This window comes from Amycolatopsis sp. lyj-109 (genome assembly GCF_046548995.1).
Lineage (GTDB): Bacteria > Actinomycetota > Actinomycetes > Mycobacteriales > Pseudonocardiaceae > Amycolatopsis.
On record NZ_JAJPWR010000048.1, the window covers coordinates 1 to 12,993 of the forward strand.

Consider the following 12,993-nt stretch of genomic DNA (forward strand, 5'->3'; position numbering starts at 1 on the left):
GTGAGTGGTAATTAGGGTTCTAACCCGAATTACCACTCACGACGAGCCCGGGTCAGGCGGCGGGCAGGACCGATGAAATCTCCTCCGCCGCGTCCGGGCCGAAGGCCTCGCCGATGCGGGCCAGCGCCTCCGCGCGGTCGAACGTCCACTCCTGGGTGCCGACCGTCTCCAGGACCAGCACCGCGATCAGCGAGCCGAGCTGTGCGGCGCGCTCGACGCCGAGGCCGCCGTCGAGGCCGGCCAGGAAGCCCGCGCGGAAGCCGTCGCCGACGCCGGTCGGGTCGGCCTTCGCCCGCTCGGGGACCGCATTGATCTGCAGGGCGACGCCGTCCTTGCCGACGATCTCGACGCCCTTCTCCCCCAGTGTCGTGATCCGCAGCCCGACCTGGTCGAGGACGTCGGCCTCGGTCCAGCCGGTCTTCTGGAGCAGCAGCTCCCACTCGTAGTCGTTGCTGAACAGGTACTTCGCGCCGGCGACGAACGCGCGCGCCTGCTCGCCGGTCATCCGGGCCAGCTGCTGCGACGGGTCGACGGCGAAGGCGTACCCGCGCTGCCGGCACTCCTCGGCGTGGCGGATCATGCCTTCCGGGTCGTCCGGGCTGATCAGCACCAGGCTCAGCGCGCCGGAGCGCTCGGCGATCGGCTGCAGCTCGATGTTGCGGGACTCGGCCATCGCGCCGGCGTAGAACGTCGCGATCTGGCAGAGGTCCTCGTCGGTGGTGCAGACGAACCGCGCGGTGTGCGCGACCTCGGACACGTGCACGCCCGAGGTGTCCACACCGTGCCGCTCCAGCCAGGAGCGGTAGTCGGCGAAGTCGGCGCCGACGGCGCCCACGAGAACCGGCTGGACGCCGAGCACCCCGAGGCCGAAGGCGATGTTCGCGCCGATGCCGCCGCGCCGGACCACCAGGTCGTCGGCGAGGAAGCTCAGCGAGACGCGGTGCAGCTGCTCGGCGACCAGCTGCTCGGCGAACCTGCCCGGGAAGTGCATGAGGTGGTCGGTCGCGATACTGCCGGACACCGCGATCCTGGCCTTTTCTGCCACCGGCTGCTCCTTTGTGCTCTTTCCTCACGGCAAAAGGCGCGAAGTTACCCCCGGGTCATGACCCATCCGGGTAGTTCGCGCGTGCCCAGCCGACACTACCGGCTGGTACTCCTTCTCCAGTCGAGAGCGGATCAATAGCGTTACGAATCGTGAACGCCGTCACCGAACCCGAGACCCTGTCCGAGCTGATCGCCGACTGCGCCTTCATCCCGGCGACGCTCCAGGCCGAAAGCCTTCCGATGCCCCGCGTCACGGCCAAGCCGTGGCTGGTCGACGAGGCGTGCCACGCCCAGGTGGCCGAGCTCGACGCCTACGTCTGATCCGCAGCAACGAAGAAGGCCCCGTCACCCTTCCGGGCGACGGGGCCTCTCGCGTGCAGGCGGTGACCGCGCAGGCGATGACTCAGTGGAACGAGTCGCCGCAGGCGCAGGAACCGGTGGCGTTCGGGTTGTCGATCGTGAAGCCCTGCTTCTCGATCGAGTCCACGAAGTCGATGACGGCTTCCGACACGTACGGCGCACTCATCCGGTCCACGGCGACCTTGAGGCCGTCGAAGTCGCGGAACAGGTCGCCGTCGAGCGCGCGCTCGTCGAAGAACAGCTGGTAGCGCAGGCCCGCGCAGCCACCGGGCTGGACGGCGATGCGCAGGTGCATGTCGTCGCGGCCCTCCTGCTCGAGCAGGGCCCTCGCCTTGGAAGCCGCGGCGTCGGTCAACGTGACGCCGTGGGTCTCCTCGGCGGTCTCGGCCTGCGTCGCGCCGGCGTGCTCAGCGGTCGTCATGGCACTCCCTCATCAAAGTCGAACTCGCTGCGGATACTCCTCGTGCTGACGTGCTCAACACCGGGGACGTCCGATCTGTTCCCCCACCATGGTCGCACATGGATCGGCCGGGTTACCGGCGGCGTGACGCCTGCAATACCCTGGTGAGGTGAGGTTCCTGCGCCGAAGCACCACAGACACCGCCGCCGACGAGCCGGAGGCGGGCGAAGCCGTCGACGTCGCCGGCAAGGCGTACACGCCCGGTAAGGGCAAGGCTACGCCGAAGCGCCGCGAGGCGGAGGCGAAGCGGCGCGGCCCGGTGGCGCCGCCGCCCACCACCATGCGTGAGGCGATGAAGCGCAACAAGGAACTGCGCAAAGCGAACCCGCAGAACAAGGAAGACCGCCGCGCGGCGGCCAAGGCCCGCCGCGAAGCGATGATGCGCGGCGACGACAAGGCCCTGCTCCCGCGCGACCGCGGCCCGGTCAAGGCATACGTCCGCGACCTGGTCGACAGCCGGCGCAACCTGCTCGGCCTGTTCATGCCGCTGGCCATCGTGGTGTTCCTGGCGCTGCTGATGCCGCTGCCCCAGGTGCAGTCGTACATCACGCTGCTGTGCACCGCGATGCTGCTGGTGATGGCGATCGAGGGCTTCGTGAACGGCCGCAAGATCGCGAAGCTGGTGCGGGAGAAGTTCCCGAAGGAAGCGGTGAACGGCCGGTCGATCGGCTGGTACGCGTTCGTCCGGGCGTCCCAGATCCGGCGGCTGCGGATGCCGAAGCCGCGGCTGAAGCCCGGGGACCCGATCCCCAACTGAGCCGGTTTCGAGAAGCCGGGTCGAGCGATGCTCGACCCGGCTTCTTGCTGTCCACGACCGGCCGGCTTGCCCGCGCAAACGTCTTGAATGACTCATTCAGGACGTCCGAGGTCCTGAATGAGTCATTCAAGACGTGTGGGTGGGCCGCGGCGGAGACCGGAGTCACGCCAGGTCGTTAGCAAAGCAAACGATTACCGCCTAAGCTCGCGGCATGGAGTTTCGTCGTCTCGGCCGCAGCGGCCTCAACGTCAGTGAGATCTCGTACGGGAACTGGCTCACCCACGGTTCCCAGGTCGAGGAGGACCGGGCCCACGCCTGCATCCAGGCCGCCCTCGACGCCGGCATCACCACCTTCGACACCGCCGACGCCTACGCGAACACGGCCGCCGAGTCCGTGCTCGGGCGCGGCTTGAAGGGCCGGCGGCGGGAAAGCCTCGAGATCTTCACCAAGGTCTACTGGCCCACCGGCCCCAAGGGGCCCAACGACAAGGGGCTGTCCCGCAAGCACATCACGGAGTCGGCGCACGCCAGCCTGAAGCGGCTCGGCACCGACTACGTCGACCTCTACCAGGCACACCGGTTCGACCGGCACACCCCGCTCGAAGAGACCATGGTCGCCTTCGCCGACCTCGTGCGCCAGGGCAAGGTGCTCTACGTCGGCGTCTCCGAATGGACCGCCGAGCAGATCTCCCGCGGCGCCGCCCTCGCCCGCGAGCTGAAGATCCCGCTCGTGTCGAACCAGCCGCAGTACAACATGCTCTGGCGCGTCATCGAAGAGCAGGTCATCCCCACCTCCGAACGCGAAGGCCTCAGCCAGATCGTCTGGTCGCCGATCGCGCAGGGCGTGCTCACCGGCAAGTACAAGCCCGGCCAGGCCTACCCCGAAGGCTCGCGCGCCACCGACGAAAAGGGCGGCGCCGACATGGTCGCCCGCTTCCTCGACGAGGGCGTCCTCAAGCGCGTCGCCCAGCTCGAACCGCTGGCCGAGCAGGCCGGGCTGAGCCTCGCCCAGCTGGCCGTCGCCTGGGTGCTGCAGAACCCGAACGTCGCCTCCGCGATCATCGGGGCTTCGCGGCCGGAGCAGGTGCACGAGAACGTCAAGGCCGCCGGCCAGAAGCTCGACGCCGACCTGCTCAAGGCCATCGACGACGTCCTCGGCGACGTCGTCGAGCGCGACGCCAGCCTGACGAAGAGCCCCTAGTCTTTGAGTGTTTCAGCCTGGTTGATCCGGCCCTGGAACGGCACCCCGAGGTCGAACGCGTCCTCGGGGGCCATCCGGGGCTCCAGGCCGAACCCGCGCAGGAGGCGGCTGGCACCCGCCAGCCGGTCGCCGCCGCGCCCGGGCACGCGTGCGGGCGCGAAACCGTGCGAGACGAGCAGGCTTTCGACGTCGTCGATCAGGCGGTACGGGTCGTACTCACCCACGGACCCAGGTCTTCCCCGTGATCCGCTCGTAGACCTCGGTGTAGCGCTGCCGCGTCTGCTCGACGATGTCGGCCGGGATCTCCGGCCCGGGCGGGGTCTGGTCCCAGCCCGTCGACCGCGACCAGTCGCGGACGAACTGCTTGTCGAACGCGTGCTGCGGACGGCCCGGCTCCCACTCGTCGGCCGGCCAGAACCGCGACGAGTCCGACGTCAGGACCTCGTCGCCGAGGGTCAGCGTGCCGTCGGCGTCGAAGCCGAACTCCAGCTTCGTGTCGGCGATGATGACGCCCTGGGCGGCGGCGTGTTCGGCACCCTTGGTGTAGATCTCCAGCGTCAGCTCGCGAAGCCGCTTCGCGGTGTCCTCGCCGATCTCGGTCAGGACCTCGTCGAAGGTCATGAACTCGTCGTGGCCGGTGTCGGAGATCTTCGTCGTCGGCGTGAAGATCGGCTCCGGCAGCTTGTCGCCCTCGACCAGGCCCGGCGGCAGCGCGACACCCGAAATCTTGCCGTCACGCTGGTATTCGCGCAGGCCCAGGCCGGCCAGGTAGCCGCGCGCGATGCACTCGACCTGGACCATCTTCAGCGGCTTGCAGCGCATCGCGCGCCCGGCGAATTCGTCCGGCACGTCGGTGGTCGACACGACGTGGTTCGGGACGACCTCGGCCATCCGGTCGAACCACCAGGCCGACAGCTGGTTGAGCAGCTTGCCCTTGTCCGGGATCGGCGTCGGCAGCGAGACGTCGTAGACCGAGACACGGTCGGACGCGACCAGCAGGATGTCCCCGCCGTCGAGTTCGTACAGGTCACGGACCTTGCCCGCGTGGATGTGCTTCATTCGCCGTCCTCAGTCGTGTACTCGTAGAAAACCCAGTGGTCGGGCAAGGCGGCGGACTCACCGTACTCGACGACCGTCCCGTCGGCCGCCACGAAGGTGCTCCGGCCGAGCAGCACCGGCGACCCGGCGGGCAGCCCCAGCTCGGCCGCCTCCTCCTCGCCCGCGCGGCCCGCCGCGTGCCGTTCCTGCGTCGTCGCGACCTTCGTGCCGAGCCGGGCGGCCGCGTGGGCCGCGGTGCCCTCGACGATCCGCTCCGCCACCAGCAGCGCCGGCGCCTTGGCCGACAGCACGCCGTCGAACCACGACGTCGACGTCGACAGCGGCCGCGAATCGGGACCGTAGGTGGTACGCCGACGGCGGATCACCGGGGCGCCCTCCTCCAGGCCGAGTGCGGCCGCGGCGCGTTCGGTCGCCGGCTCCAGGGCGGCCGAGCGGATCACCGCGTAGTGGCCGGGCGGGTAGATCCGGCCCGTCCGCACCGAGGCGGCGGTGCGGTCGCGGGCCGTGCGGTGCAGGCCGCCGCGGTCGACGACCGTGCCGACGCCGCGCACGGGCCGCACGAGGCCCTGCGAGCGGAGCGTGGCCAGCACCTTGGTGGCCGTCGCCATGGCGACGGTCCAGGTACGCGCTATCTCGCGGGCGGACGGCACTGCGTCGCCCTCCTGCAGCCGGCCGGACAGGATGTCGTCACGGATCCGGCCCGCGATCTGCAGGTACGGCGGCTCAGGGCGGTCGAGGGTGGGCAAGGCGGCTCCTCACAGGGACAACACGCACAAGTGTTCTAGCACGCCGACGGGTGACACACAAAGGCCTGTTCAGAACCACCCAGGTGTACTAGTACACGCACTGGACTGTGCTCTAGTACGCAAGTTACTCTCGAAAGTGTGTCCCCGCCCACAGCACACTCCGGTTCGAGCGGCCAGGGCCTCGAGGAACTCCTCGAGGAACTCCGGCGCCGCAAATGGGTGCTGCACCTGTTCGGCGGCCGCGAGGCGCCGGAGATCTACGCCGCCGTGCACCGCTGGCCGACCTGCGCGGACGTCATCATCCTCCGCGACGAGCACCGGGCCAGCGCCTACCGGGTGCCGACCTTCCCGGGCACGGACGTGTTCAGCCCGCGGGTCGTCACCTGGCAGTACCACGCCACCCCGGTGTGGACGCTGCGGGCGGTGCTCACCCTGGCGGAGCCCGGCACCCCGGGCGCACCGCTGCAGGCGCTCCGGCCACAGCCGGACTGCCGGATCCCGCCGGAACTGCGCCACGACGTCACCATCCGGCCGACCGGGACGCACCGGGAGGGGTCAGGGGAGGGAGAAGGCACCGACGGCGGTGGCCCGCCCGCGTGCGCCTAGCAGTTGTCAGGCTCAGCGGGCGAGCAGCCGCTCCGCGACGACGAGGTCGTGGGGATAGGTGATCTTGAGGTTCTCGGGAGCCCCCGGGACCCAGCGGATCGGCAGGGAGGAGAACCGCTCCATGCACGAGGAAGTGTCCGTACCGACGAAGCCTTCGCGCTCGGCCTTCTCGTAGGCCTCGAGCAGCGGTCCGGCCCGGAAGCCCTGAGGCGTCTGGACGCGGATCGCGCCGGGCACCTGGGCGACCAGGTGCCCGGCATCCACCTCGACGACGTCGTCCGCGGCCAGGCCCGGCACAGCCCCCCCGTCCTCGCGTGTCCGGGCCAGCACCGCACCGACCAGTTCGGGGTGGACCAGCGGCCGGGCCGCGTCGTGCAGCAGCACGGCGTCGACCCGGCCGCCTGCAATTCTCGGGGCGAGGTGCCGCAGCGCGTTCAGCTCGGACGCCTGGCGGGTGTCGCCGCCGTGCACGATCTCGACACCCTCGCCGGCCACCTCGTCGGCGAGGTCCCGGTCCTGCGGCCGGATCACGAGCACGAGCACGCCGATGCCGGGGACCTTGCGGAAGGCCTCGAGCGACCAGGCGACCACGCGCCGCCCGGCCAGGGGCAGGTAGACCTTGTTCAGCTTCGCGCCGACGCGGGTCCCCGCGCCACTGGCCAGCACCACCGCGGCCGCCGTCGTCTCCACGAGCCGCGAGACTACCGGGAGCGCCACACCCGCCCCGCCGCCGATCCCGATGCCTTGAATGACTCATTCCTGGCGTCTGACGCCAGGAATGAGTCATTCAAGACGTTCCTCGGCGGGCGGGCGCCGCCGCGAGCTTCCGGGCTCCCGGTAAGTTGGCCACAGCGTTGCCGTGGCAGCGTTGAAACCGGGGCTCCGCCCCGGGCCGGGGGCTCCGCCACCCGGACCCCCCCCAAGAGTCGAAGGGCCTGGTGTGGAGCCGGACAACATCGAGTTCCCCGAGATCACCCCGCCCGACGACCACGCCCGGTCCGCCGCGATCGCGCTGCACGACAAGCTCGTCAAGCCCGCCGGGTCGCTCGGCAGGCTCGAAGAGCTGGGCGTCTGGATCGCCGCCTGCCAGGGACAGTCGCCACCGCGGCCGTTCACCCGGCCGCGGGTGGTCGTCTTCGCCGGGGACCACGGCATTGCCGCCAAGGGCGTCTCCGCCTATCCCGCCGAGGTCACCGCGCAGCTGCTGGGCACCATGCTCACCGGCGGCGCCGCGATCAACGTCCTGGCCGCCGCCGCGGGCGCGAGCGTGCGCGTGGTCGACCTCGCCGTCGACACCGAGGCTCCCGCGACCCGCTCGATCGGCGAGTTCAAGGTCCGCCGCGGCTCGGGGTCCATCGACGTCGAAGACGCGCTGACCGCCGACGAGGCGAAAACGGCGATCCGCGCCGGGATCGCGATCGCCGACGCCGAAGTCGACGGCGGCGCCGACCTGCTCATCCCCGGCGACCTCGGGATCGGCAACAGCACCCCGGCGTCGGTGCTGGTGGCGGCGCTGACCGGCAGCGAGCCGGTCGCCGTCGTCGGCCGCGGCTCCGGCATCGACGACGACGCGTGGATGCGCAAGGCCACGGCCGTGCGCGACGCCCTGCGCCGGGCCCGCGCGGTGCTGGCCGACCCGGTCGACCTGCTGCGCACCACGGCCGGCGCGGACATCGCCGCGATGGCCGGCTTCCTCGCGCAGGCCGCGGTCCGCCGGACGCCGGTGGTGCTGGACGGCCTGGTCACCTGCGCCGCCGCGCTCGTCGCCGAGGACCTCGCCCCGGGCGCCCGCCGCTGGTGGGTCGCGGGCCAGCGGACGGCCGAACCGGCGCACGCCCTTGCCCTGGAGCACCTGGACCTGGGCCCGCTGCTGGAACTGGACGTCCGGCTGGGCGAAGGCACCGGCGCGGTGACCGCGTTGCCGCTGCTGATGATGGCCGCCCGCGTCCTCGCCGAAACGGCCACCCACGAGCAGGCCGGCGTCTCCGGCCCGCTGATCGCCGCTCCGGCTTCCTGAATGTCATGAAGGGCACCCTCATGGACGTAAAGTCCATGAGGGTGCCCTTCATGACATCGAGCTTCAGCCGAGCTTGACCATCCAGTGGTCCGCGTCCGGGCGGGTGCCCTCCTGGATCCCCGTCAGCTCTTCGCGCAGCTTCATCGTCAGCACGCCCGGCTGTCCGTCGCCGATGGTGAACTCGCCACCTGCGTGCTTCACGTGGCCGACCGGGGTGATCACCGCCGCGGTGCCGCAGGCGAACGTCTCGGTCAGCTCGCCGGACGCCGCCGCCTTCTCCCACTCCTCGGTGGAGATGCGGCGTTCCTCGATCTTGTACCCGAGCCGCGAAGCCAGCTGCAGCAGCGACTTGCGGGTGACGCCGGGCAGCAGCGACCCCGTCAGCTCCGGGGTCACCAGCCGGGCGTTCTCACCGGAGCCGAAGACGAAGAACAGGTTCATCCCGCCCATCTCCTCGACCCAGCGCCGCTCGACCGCGTCGAGCCACACCACCTGGTCGCAGCCCTTCTCGACGGCCTGCGCCTGCGCGACGAACGACGCCGCGTAGTTGCCGGCGCACTTGGCCGCGCCGGTGCCGCCGGGAGCCGCCCGGACGTACTCGGTGGACAGCCAGACGCTGACCGGCTTCACACCGCCGGAGAAGTAGGACCCGGCCGGCGAAGCGATGACCGTGTACACGTAGTCGGCGGCCGGGCTGTTGACGCCGAGCCCGGTGGACGTCGAGATCATGAACGGCCGGAGGTACAGCGAGTCACCCTGCCGGGTGGGCACCCACCGGCCGTCGACGGCGATGAGCTCCCGCAGCGACTCGAGGAAGACCTCGTCGGGCAGCTGCGGCATGGCGAGCCGCTCGGCCGACTGCCGGAACCGCGCGGCGTTGGCGTCCGGGCGGAACGACGCGATCGAGCCGTCCGGCTGGCGGTAGGCCTTGAGACCTTCGAAGATGGCCTGGCCGTAGTGCAGCACCGACGTCGCCGGGTCGAGGGTGAAGGGGGCGTAGGGGCCGACCTGGGCGTCGTGCCAGCCCTCGGCCTTCGACCACTTGACGGTGACCATGTGGTCGGTGAAGTACAACCCGAAACCGGGCGTCTCGAGTACCTCCGCGACACGGTCCGCGCTCGCAGGACTCGGGTGCGGGAGATGGGCGAACTGTGTCGTGGTCGTCATGGCTAGACGATACCGCTTGCTCGGACGCGCGTTAGTCGGATGTCCATCTGTTCCGGGTTCCCCGCGCTTCCGGCGGGACCGCTCTAGGATGACGCCGTGACCTACCACTCCACTGAGCCGGTTCCCCGGCCCAAGACCACCGGTGCCGACATCAAGACGTTCGTCGCCGCGGTGCTGCTGACCTTCGGCGTCGGCCTGCTCGGCATGGTCGGCTGGGCCGTGCTGGACAGCGGGTTCGGCGGCTTCCTCGGCCTGGTCGGCGGGGTCTTCGGTGTCGTGTGGTGGCGGAAGATCCACGGCAAGGCGTTCCCGAAGGTGCTCCCGACGAAGTCGGTCGTCATCCTCGCGGTCGTCAACGCCGCGCTGGCGCTGGTCCTTCTCCTGGCCGCGGGCTGACTGTGCCGATGGTTCCTGATCCGACCACAGTCACGGCCGAATGACTTCGTAGCAGCGGTTACGTCCCGGGTGAGGGTCGGCCTGCTTTTGGCCGGATCAGGAGCTGCGCCGGCAGCTCCGGCGCCGACCAGCCCTCGTCCGGGCGGAAGTCGGTGTCGGTCCCGTCGAACGGGTAGGCGCCGCGTTCGGCCAGCGCGCCGATCCGCTCGCCCTCGGTGCGCAGCCGGTCGAACTGCTCGAGCGTCAGGCGGCCGACTTCCAGGGCGGCCTCGGCCTCGTCCTCGTCGTCCCAGCGCCAGCTGCCGTCGCGCTCGACGACGACGTCGAGCACGCCGTCGATCCGGTCGACCGCGCCCGGCGTGCGGCCCAGCGGGATTTCCAGGTTGACGTACCAGTTCTTGAACCGGCCTTCGAGGTCGAAGAACCACCAGACCGAAGACCACTCGTCTTCGGGAATCCGGCGCAGCGTCGACACGCCGTGCCAGGAGTCCGGCACCGGCACCCGCGGGATGCGGAACCGCTGGTCCAGCGGGGCGTCCCGCATCAGGCGGCCGTCGGCGAGCCTGCTGCCGACGATCGGCGTGCCCGCCGGGAGCCAGGCGCGCAGGACGCGGCCGTCGTCTTCGAGGACGCGCAGCGGGTGGACCTGGCCGATCGAGCCGTCGGGGCGGTGGAACCGTTCGACCACGGTCTGTCCCGGCCGCCAGCGTCGATCACTCACGGGTCTCACTGTACCTGCGCGCGCGTACGCCCAGTAGCAACTCGAACACGGTCGCCAGCCCCGCGACGACGAGCACGGGCAGCGCCGGCAGCAGGTACGCGGCCGCCGCGGCGACGGCGAGCCCGGCCAGTCCCGGCACCCCGGCCCGGGCCCGGACCTCGGTCCCGGCGGCCAGCGCGGGCACGACGGTGGCGACCACGGCGACGACCGTGAGCAGTGGCTGCAGCGCGTCCGCGTCGGCGGCGGACAGCAGGTCGCGCAGCGAGGTGAGCGACAGCCCGAGCCGCACCGCGCCGAGCTGGTAGAGCGCGGCGAAGGCGGCCAGGACAGCGAGCGCGCCGAGCAGCAGCACCCGGCGGCCCGCGTTCTCCCGCCCGCCCGGGCGCAGGAACGGCAGCACCAGCACGGCGGCGACGAGCACGCCCGCGAAGTCCGGTGGCCGGAGACCGTCCGCCGTCCCCACCGGCGGCACGGCCACGCACACGGCGACCAGCACGAGGCCCGCGGCGAGCAGCAGTCCCACGGCGATCCGTACGACGATCGTCGGGATCTTCAGGCCGGCGAACCCCGCCCCGGCGACGACCACGACGAACGCCGCGGCCGCGAGTTCGCGGTGCGCCGGGACGACGTAGGCACCGAACGCGATCGCGTAGACGGCCACTTCGGACAGTCGCGCCAGGACGACGACGCCCCGGTCGGCCGGGGTTTCCCCGGGTTCCGGCACGCCCGCCGTGACGCCCGCGGCGATCGCCGCGAGCACCAGCCCGGCGAGCAGCCACCAGCCCGCGCCCGCCGCTGCCGCCGCCAGCGCGACCAGCAGCCCACCGCCCAGCCGCACGCGGCCCTCCCTCGCCCTCTGTTCACCCGTGGTCAGGTCGTCATTAGCATGGCTCACGATCCTGACCGGGCCGGTGCCCGGTGCCACCGAGAACGCGCGAGGAGCCAGAAGTGACCGTGCCTAAGCTCGCCCTGTCCGACAACACCGGGGAGGCACTGGCCAAGACGCGCGCCGACGTTGTCGTCATCGGCACCGTGGCCGGCGAGGACGGTCCCCTGCTCGCCCCCGGCGCCGCCGCCGTGGACGCCGCCTTCGACGGCCGGCTCGCCGGCCTGCTGGCCACGCTCGGGGCGAGCGGGAAGGCCGAAGAGGTCGTCAAGCTCCCGACGCTGGGCAAGCTCCCCGCGGGCGTGGTGCTCGCCGTCGGCCTGGGCAAGGCCACCGACGCCGTCACCCCCGAGCAGGTCCGCCGCGCCGCGGGCGCCGCCGGCCGTGCGCTGGCCGGCACCGACCGCGCGTTCGTCACACTGTCCGAGGTCGACCTGCAGGCCGCCGTCGAGGGCACGATCCTCGGCTCCTACGTCTTCACCGCCTACCGCTCGGAGAAGGGCGACGCCCCGCTGGCGAAGGCCGACTTCGCGACCCCGGGAACCGGCACCGCCCGCGAGCACAAGGCAACGCTGAAGGCGGCCGGCGCCATCGCCGAAGCCGTCATGGTCGCGCGCGACCTGATCAACACCCCGCCGAACGACCTCTACCCGGCCTCCTTCGCCGACCGCGCGAAGAAGCTGGCCGAGGACAACGGCCTCGAGTTCGAGGTGCTGGACGAGAAGGCCTTGAAGCGCAAGGGCTTCGGCGGCATCCTCGGCGTCGGCGGCGGCTCGGCCCGCCAGCCGCGCCTGGTGCGCATCGGCTACAAGCCGGCCAAGGCCGTCAAGAAGGTCGCGCTGGTCGGCAAGGGCATCACGTTCGACTCGGGCGGCATCTCGCTCAAGCCCGCCGCGAACATGGACCACATGACCTCGGACATGTCCGGCGCGGCCGGCGTGCTCGCGACCGTGGTCCTGGCGGCGAAGCTGAAGTACCCCCTCGAGGTCGTCGCGCACATCCCGCTGGCGGAGAACCTGCCGTCGGGGACGTCGTACCGCCCGGGTGACGTGCTGACCATGTACGGCGGCAAGACCGTCGAGGTGCTCAACACCGACGCCGAGGGCCGGCTGGTCCTGGTCGACGCCATGGTGCGCGCGGCCGAGGAGAACCCGGACTACCTGATCGAGACCTCGACGCTGACCGGCGCCCAGGTCGTCGCGCTCGGCAACCGCACGGCCGGCGTGATGGGCTCGGAGGACTTCCGCGACCGCGTCGCCGCGATCATGCAGGCGACCGGCGAAAACGGCTGGGCGATGCCGCTGCCGGAGGAACTGCGCGCCGACCTCGACTCGCGGCTGGCCGACCTGGCCAACGTGACCGGCCACCGCTGGGGCGGCATGCTCGCGGCCGGGATCTTCCTGCGCGAGTTCGTCGCCGACGGCCTCGACTGGGTCCACATCGACATCGCCGGCCCGTCCTTCAACACCGCCGGGCCGTGGGGCTACACGGGCAAGGGCGGCACCGGCGTCCCGGTGCGGTCGCTCGCCGCGGTCCTGGCGGACATCGCCGCCAACGGCTGAGACCCGAGCGC

At 71.4% G+C, this 12,993-nt stretch carries 16 protein-coding genes; 7 read left to right on the top strand and 9 right to left on the bottom strand.

Annotated elements, in window-relative coordinates:
- Positions 1–52: 52 nt before the first annotated feature.
- Positions 53–1,045: a carbohydrate kinase family protein gene (locus ACLJQF_RS47635; RefSeq protein ID WP_410617213.1), complete on the bottom strand. Its 993-nt coding sequence runs from the start codon at positions 1,043–1,045 to the stop codon at positions 53–55.
- Between the two features lie 149 nt (positions 1,046–1,194).
- Here ACLJQF_RS47635 and ACLJQF_RS47640 point away from each other — a divergent pair, with 149 nt between their 5' ends.
- The gene (locus tag ACLJQF_RS47640) at positions 1,195–1,365 is read left to right on the top strand and encodes a hypothetical protein (protein ID WP_410617214.1); all 171 of its coding nucleotides are present in this window, start codon (positions 1,195–1,197) and stop codon (positions 1,363–1,365) included.
- A gap of 82 nt (positions 1,366–1,447) precedes the next feature.
- On the opposite strand, the gene ACLJQF_RS47645 is transcribed toward ACLJQF_RS47640, so the two are convergent.
- The gene (locus ACLJQF_RS47645) at positions 1,448–1,825 is read right to left on the bottom strand and encodes a HesB/IscA family protein (protein WP_410617216.1); all 378 of its coding nucleotides are present in this window, start codon (positions 1,823–1,825) and stop codon (positions 1,448–1,450) included.
- 148 nt (positions 1,826–1,973) lie between these two features.
- Between ACLJQF_RS47645 and ACLJQF_RS47650 the strand changes: the two genes are divergently transcribed.
- Positions 1,974–2,621, top strand: coding sequence for a DUF3043 domain-containing protein (locus ACLJQF_RS47650; RefSeq protein WP_410617217.1), 648 nt, complete (start codon positions 1,974–1,976; stop codon positions 2,619–2,621).
- Positions 2,622–2,832: 211 nt separating this feature from the next.
- A complete protein-coding gene (locus tag ACLJQF_RS47655; RefSeq protein WP_410617219.1) occupies positions 2,833–3,822 on the top strand; it encodes an aldo/keto reductase family protein in 990 nt (329 codons plus the stop codon).
- Here the strand turns inward: ACLJQF_RS47655 and ACLJQF_RS47660 are convergent.
- From ACLJQF_RS47660 to ACLJQF_RS47670, 3 genes are read right to left on the bottom strand one after another with little or no spacing between them, the layout of a single operon-like run.
- The gene (locus ACLJQF_RS47660; protein ID WP_410617220.1) at positions 3,819–4,046 is read right to left on the bottom strand and encodes a hypothetical protein; all 228 of its coding nucleotides are present in this window, start codon (positions 4,044–4,046) and stop codon (positions 3,819–3,821) included. The genes ACLJQF_RS47655 and ACLJQF_RS47660 overlap by 4 nt on opposite strands.
- Positions 4,039–4,881, bottom strand: a complete 843-nt coding sequence (locus ACLJQF_RS47665; RefSeq protein WP_410617221.1) for a phosphoribosylaminoimidazolesuccinocarboxamide synthase — start codon at positions 4,879–4,881, stop codon at positions 4,039–4,041. Before ACLJQF_RS47665 ends, ACLJQF_RS47660 begins: the two co-directional genes overlap by 8 nt.
- Positions 4,878–5,627 carry a GntR family transcriptional regulator gene (locus tag ACLJQF_RS47670; RefSeq protein ID WP_410617223.1) on the bottom strand — a complete coding sequence of 250 codons (750 nt, stop codon included), beginning with the start codon at positions 5,625–5,627 and terminating at the stop codon, positions 4,878–4,880. The genes ACLJQF_RS47665 and ACLJQF_RS47670 overlap by 4 nt, the downstream gene beginning before the upstream one ends.
- Before the next feature lie 138 nt (positions 5,628–5,765).
- Here ACLJQF_RS47670 and ACLJQF_RS47675 point away from each other — a divergent pair, with 138 nt between their 5' ends.
- Positions 5,766–6,233, top strand: a complete 468-nt coding sequence (locus tag ACLJQF_RS47675; protein ID WP_410617224.1) for a hypothetical protein — start codon at positions 5,766–5,768, stop codon at positions 6,231–6,233.
- Positions 6,234–6,245: 12 nt separating this feature from the next.
- Here ACLJQF_RS47675 and ACLJQF_RS47680 read toward each other — a convergent pair whose 3' ends face one another.
- On the bottom strand, positions 6,246–6,923 hold the full coding sequence (locus ACLJQF_RS47680; protein ID WP_410617255.1) for a 2-C-methyl-D-erythritol 4-phosphate cytidylyltransferase: 678 nt from the start codon (positions 6,921–6,923) through the stop codon (positions 6,246–6,248).
- A 250-nt stretch (positions 6,924–7,173) separates the two neighbouring features.
- Between ACLJQF_RS47680 and cobT the strand changes: the two genes are divergently transcribed.
- On the top strand, positions 7,174–8,250 hold the full coding sequence (gene cobT, locus ACLJQF_RS47685; RefSeq protein ID WP_410617225.1) for a nicotinate-nucleotide--dimethylbenzimidazole phosphoribosyltransferase: 1,077 nt from the start codon (positions 7,174–7,176) through the stop codon (positions 8,248–8,250).
- Positions 8,251–8,313: 63 nt separating this feature from the next.
- Here the strand turns inward: cobT and ACLJQF_RS47690 are convergent, their stop codons facing one another.
- Positions 8,314–9,417, bottom strand: coding sequence for a branched-chain amino acid aminotransferase (locus ACLJQF_RS47690; RefSeq protein ID WP_410617226.1), 1,104 nt, complete (start codon positions 9,415–9,417; stop codon positions 8,314–8,316).
- 96 nt (positions 9,418–9,513) lie between these two features.
- On the opposite strand from ACLJQF_RS47690, the gene ACLJQF_RS47695 reads away from it, so the two are divergent.
- On the top strand, positions 9,514–9,813 hold the full coding sequence (locus ACLJQF_RS47695) for a hypothetical protein (protein WP_410617227.1): 300 nt from the start codon (positions 9,514–9,516) through the stop codon (positions 9,811–9,813).
- Between the two features lie 58 nt (positions 9,814–9,871).
- Here the strand turns inward: ACLJQF_RS47695 and ACLJQF_RS47700 are convergent, their stop codons facing one another.
- The gene (locus ACLJQF_RS47700) at positions 9,872–10,534 is read right to left on the bottom strand and encodes a DUF402 domain-containing protein (protein ID WP_410617228.1); all 663 of its coding nucleotides are present in this window, start codon (positions 10,532–10,534) and stop codon (positions 9,872–9,874) included.
- On the bottom strand, positions 10,527–11,372 hold the full coding sequence (locus ACLJQF_RS47705; protein ID WP_410617229.1) for a hypothetical protein: 846 nt from the start codon (positions 11,370–11,372) through the stop codon (positions 10,527–10,529). Before ACLJQF_RS47705 ends, ACLJQF_RS47700 begins: the two co-directional genes overlap by 8 nt.
- 110 nt (positions 11,373–11,482) lie before the next feature.
- Here ACLJQF_RS47705 and ACLJQF_RS47710 point away from each other — a divergent pair, with 110 nt between their 5' ends.
- A complete protein-coding gene (locus ACLJQF_RS47710; protein ID WP_410617230.1) occupies positions 11,483–12,982 on the top strand; it encodes a leucyl aminopeptidase in 1,500 nt (499 codons plus the stop codon).
- Positions 12,983–12,993 lie beyond the last annotated feature (11 nt).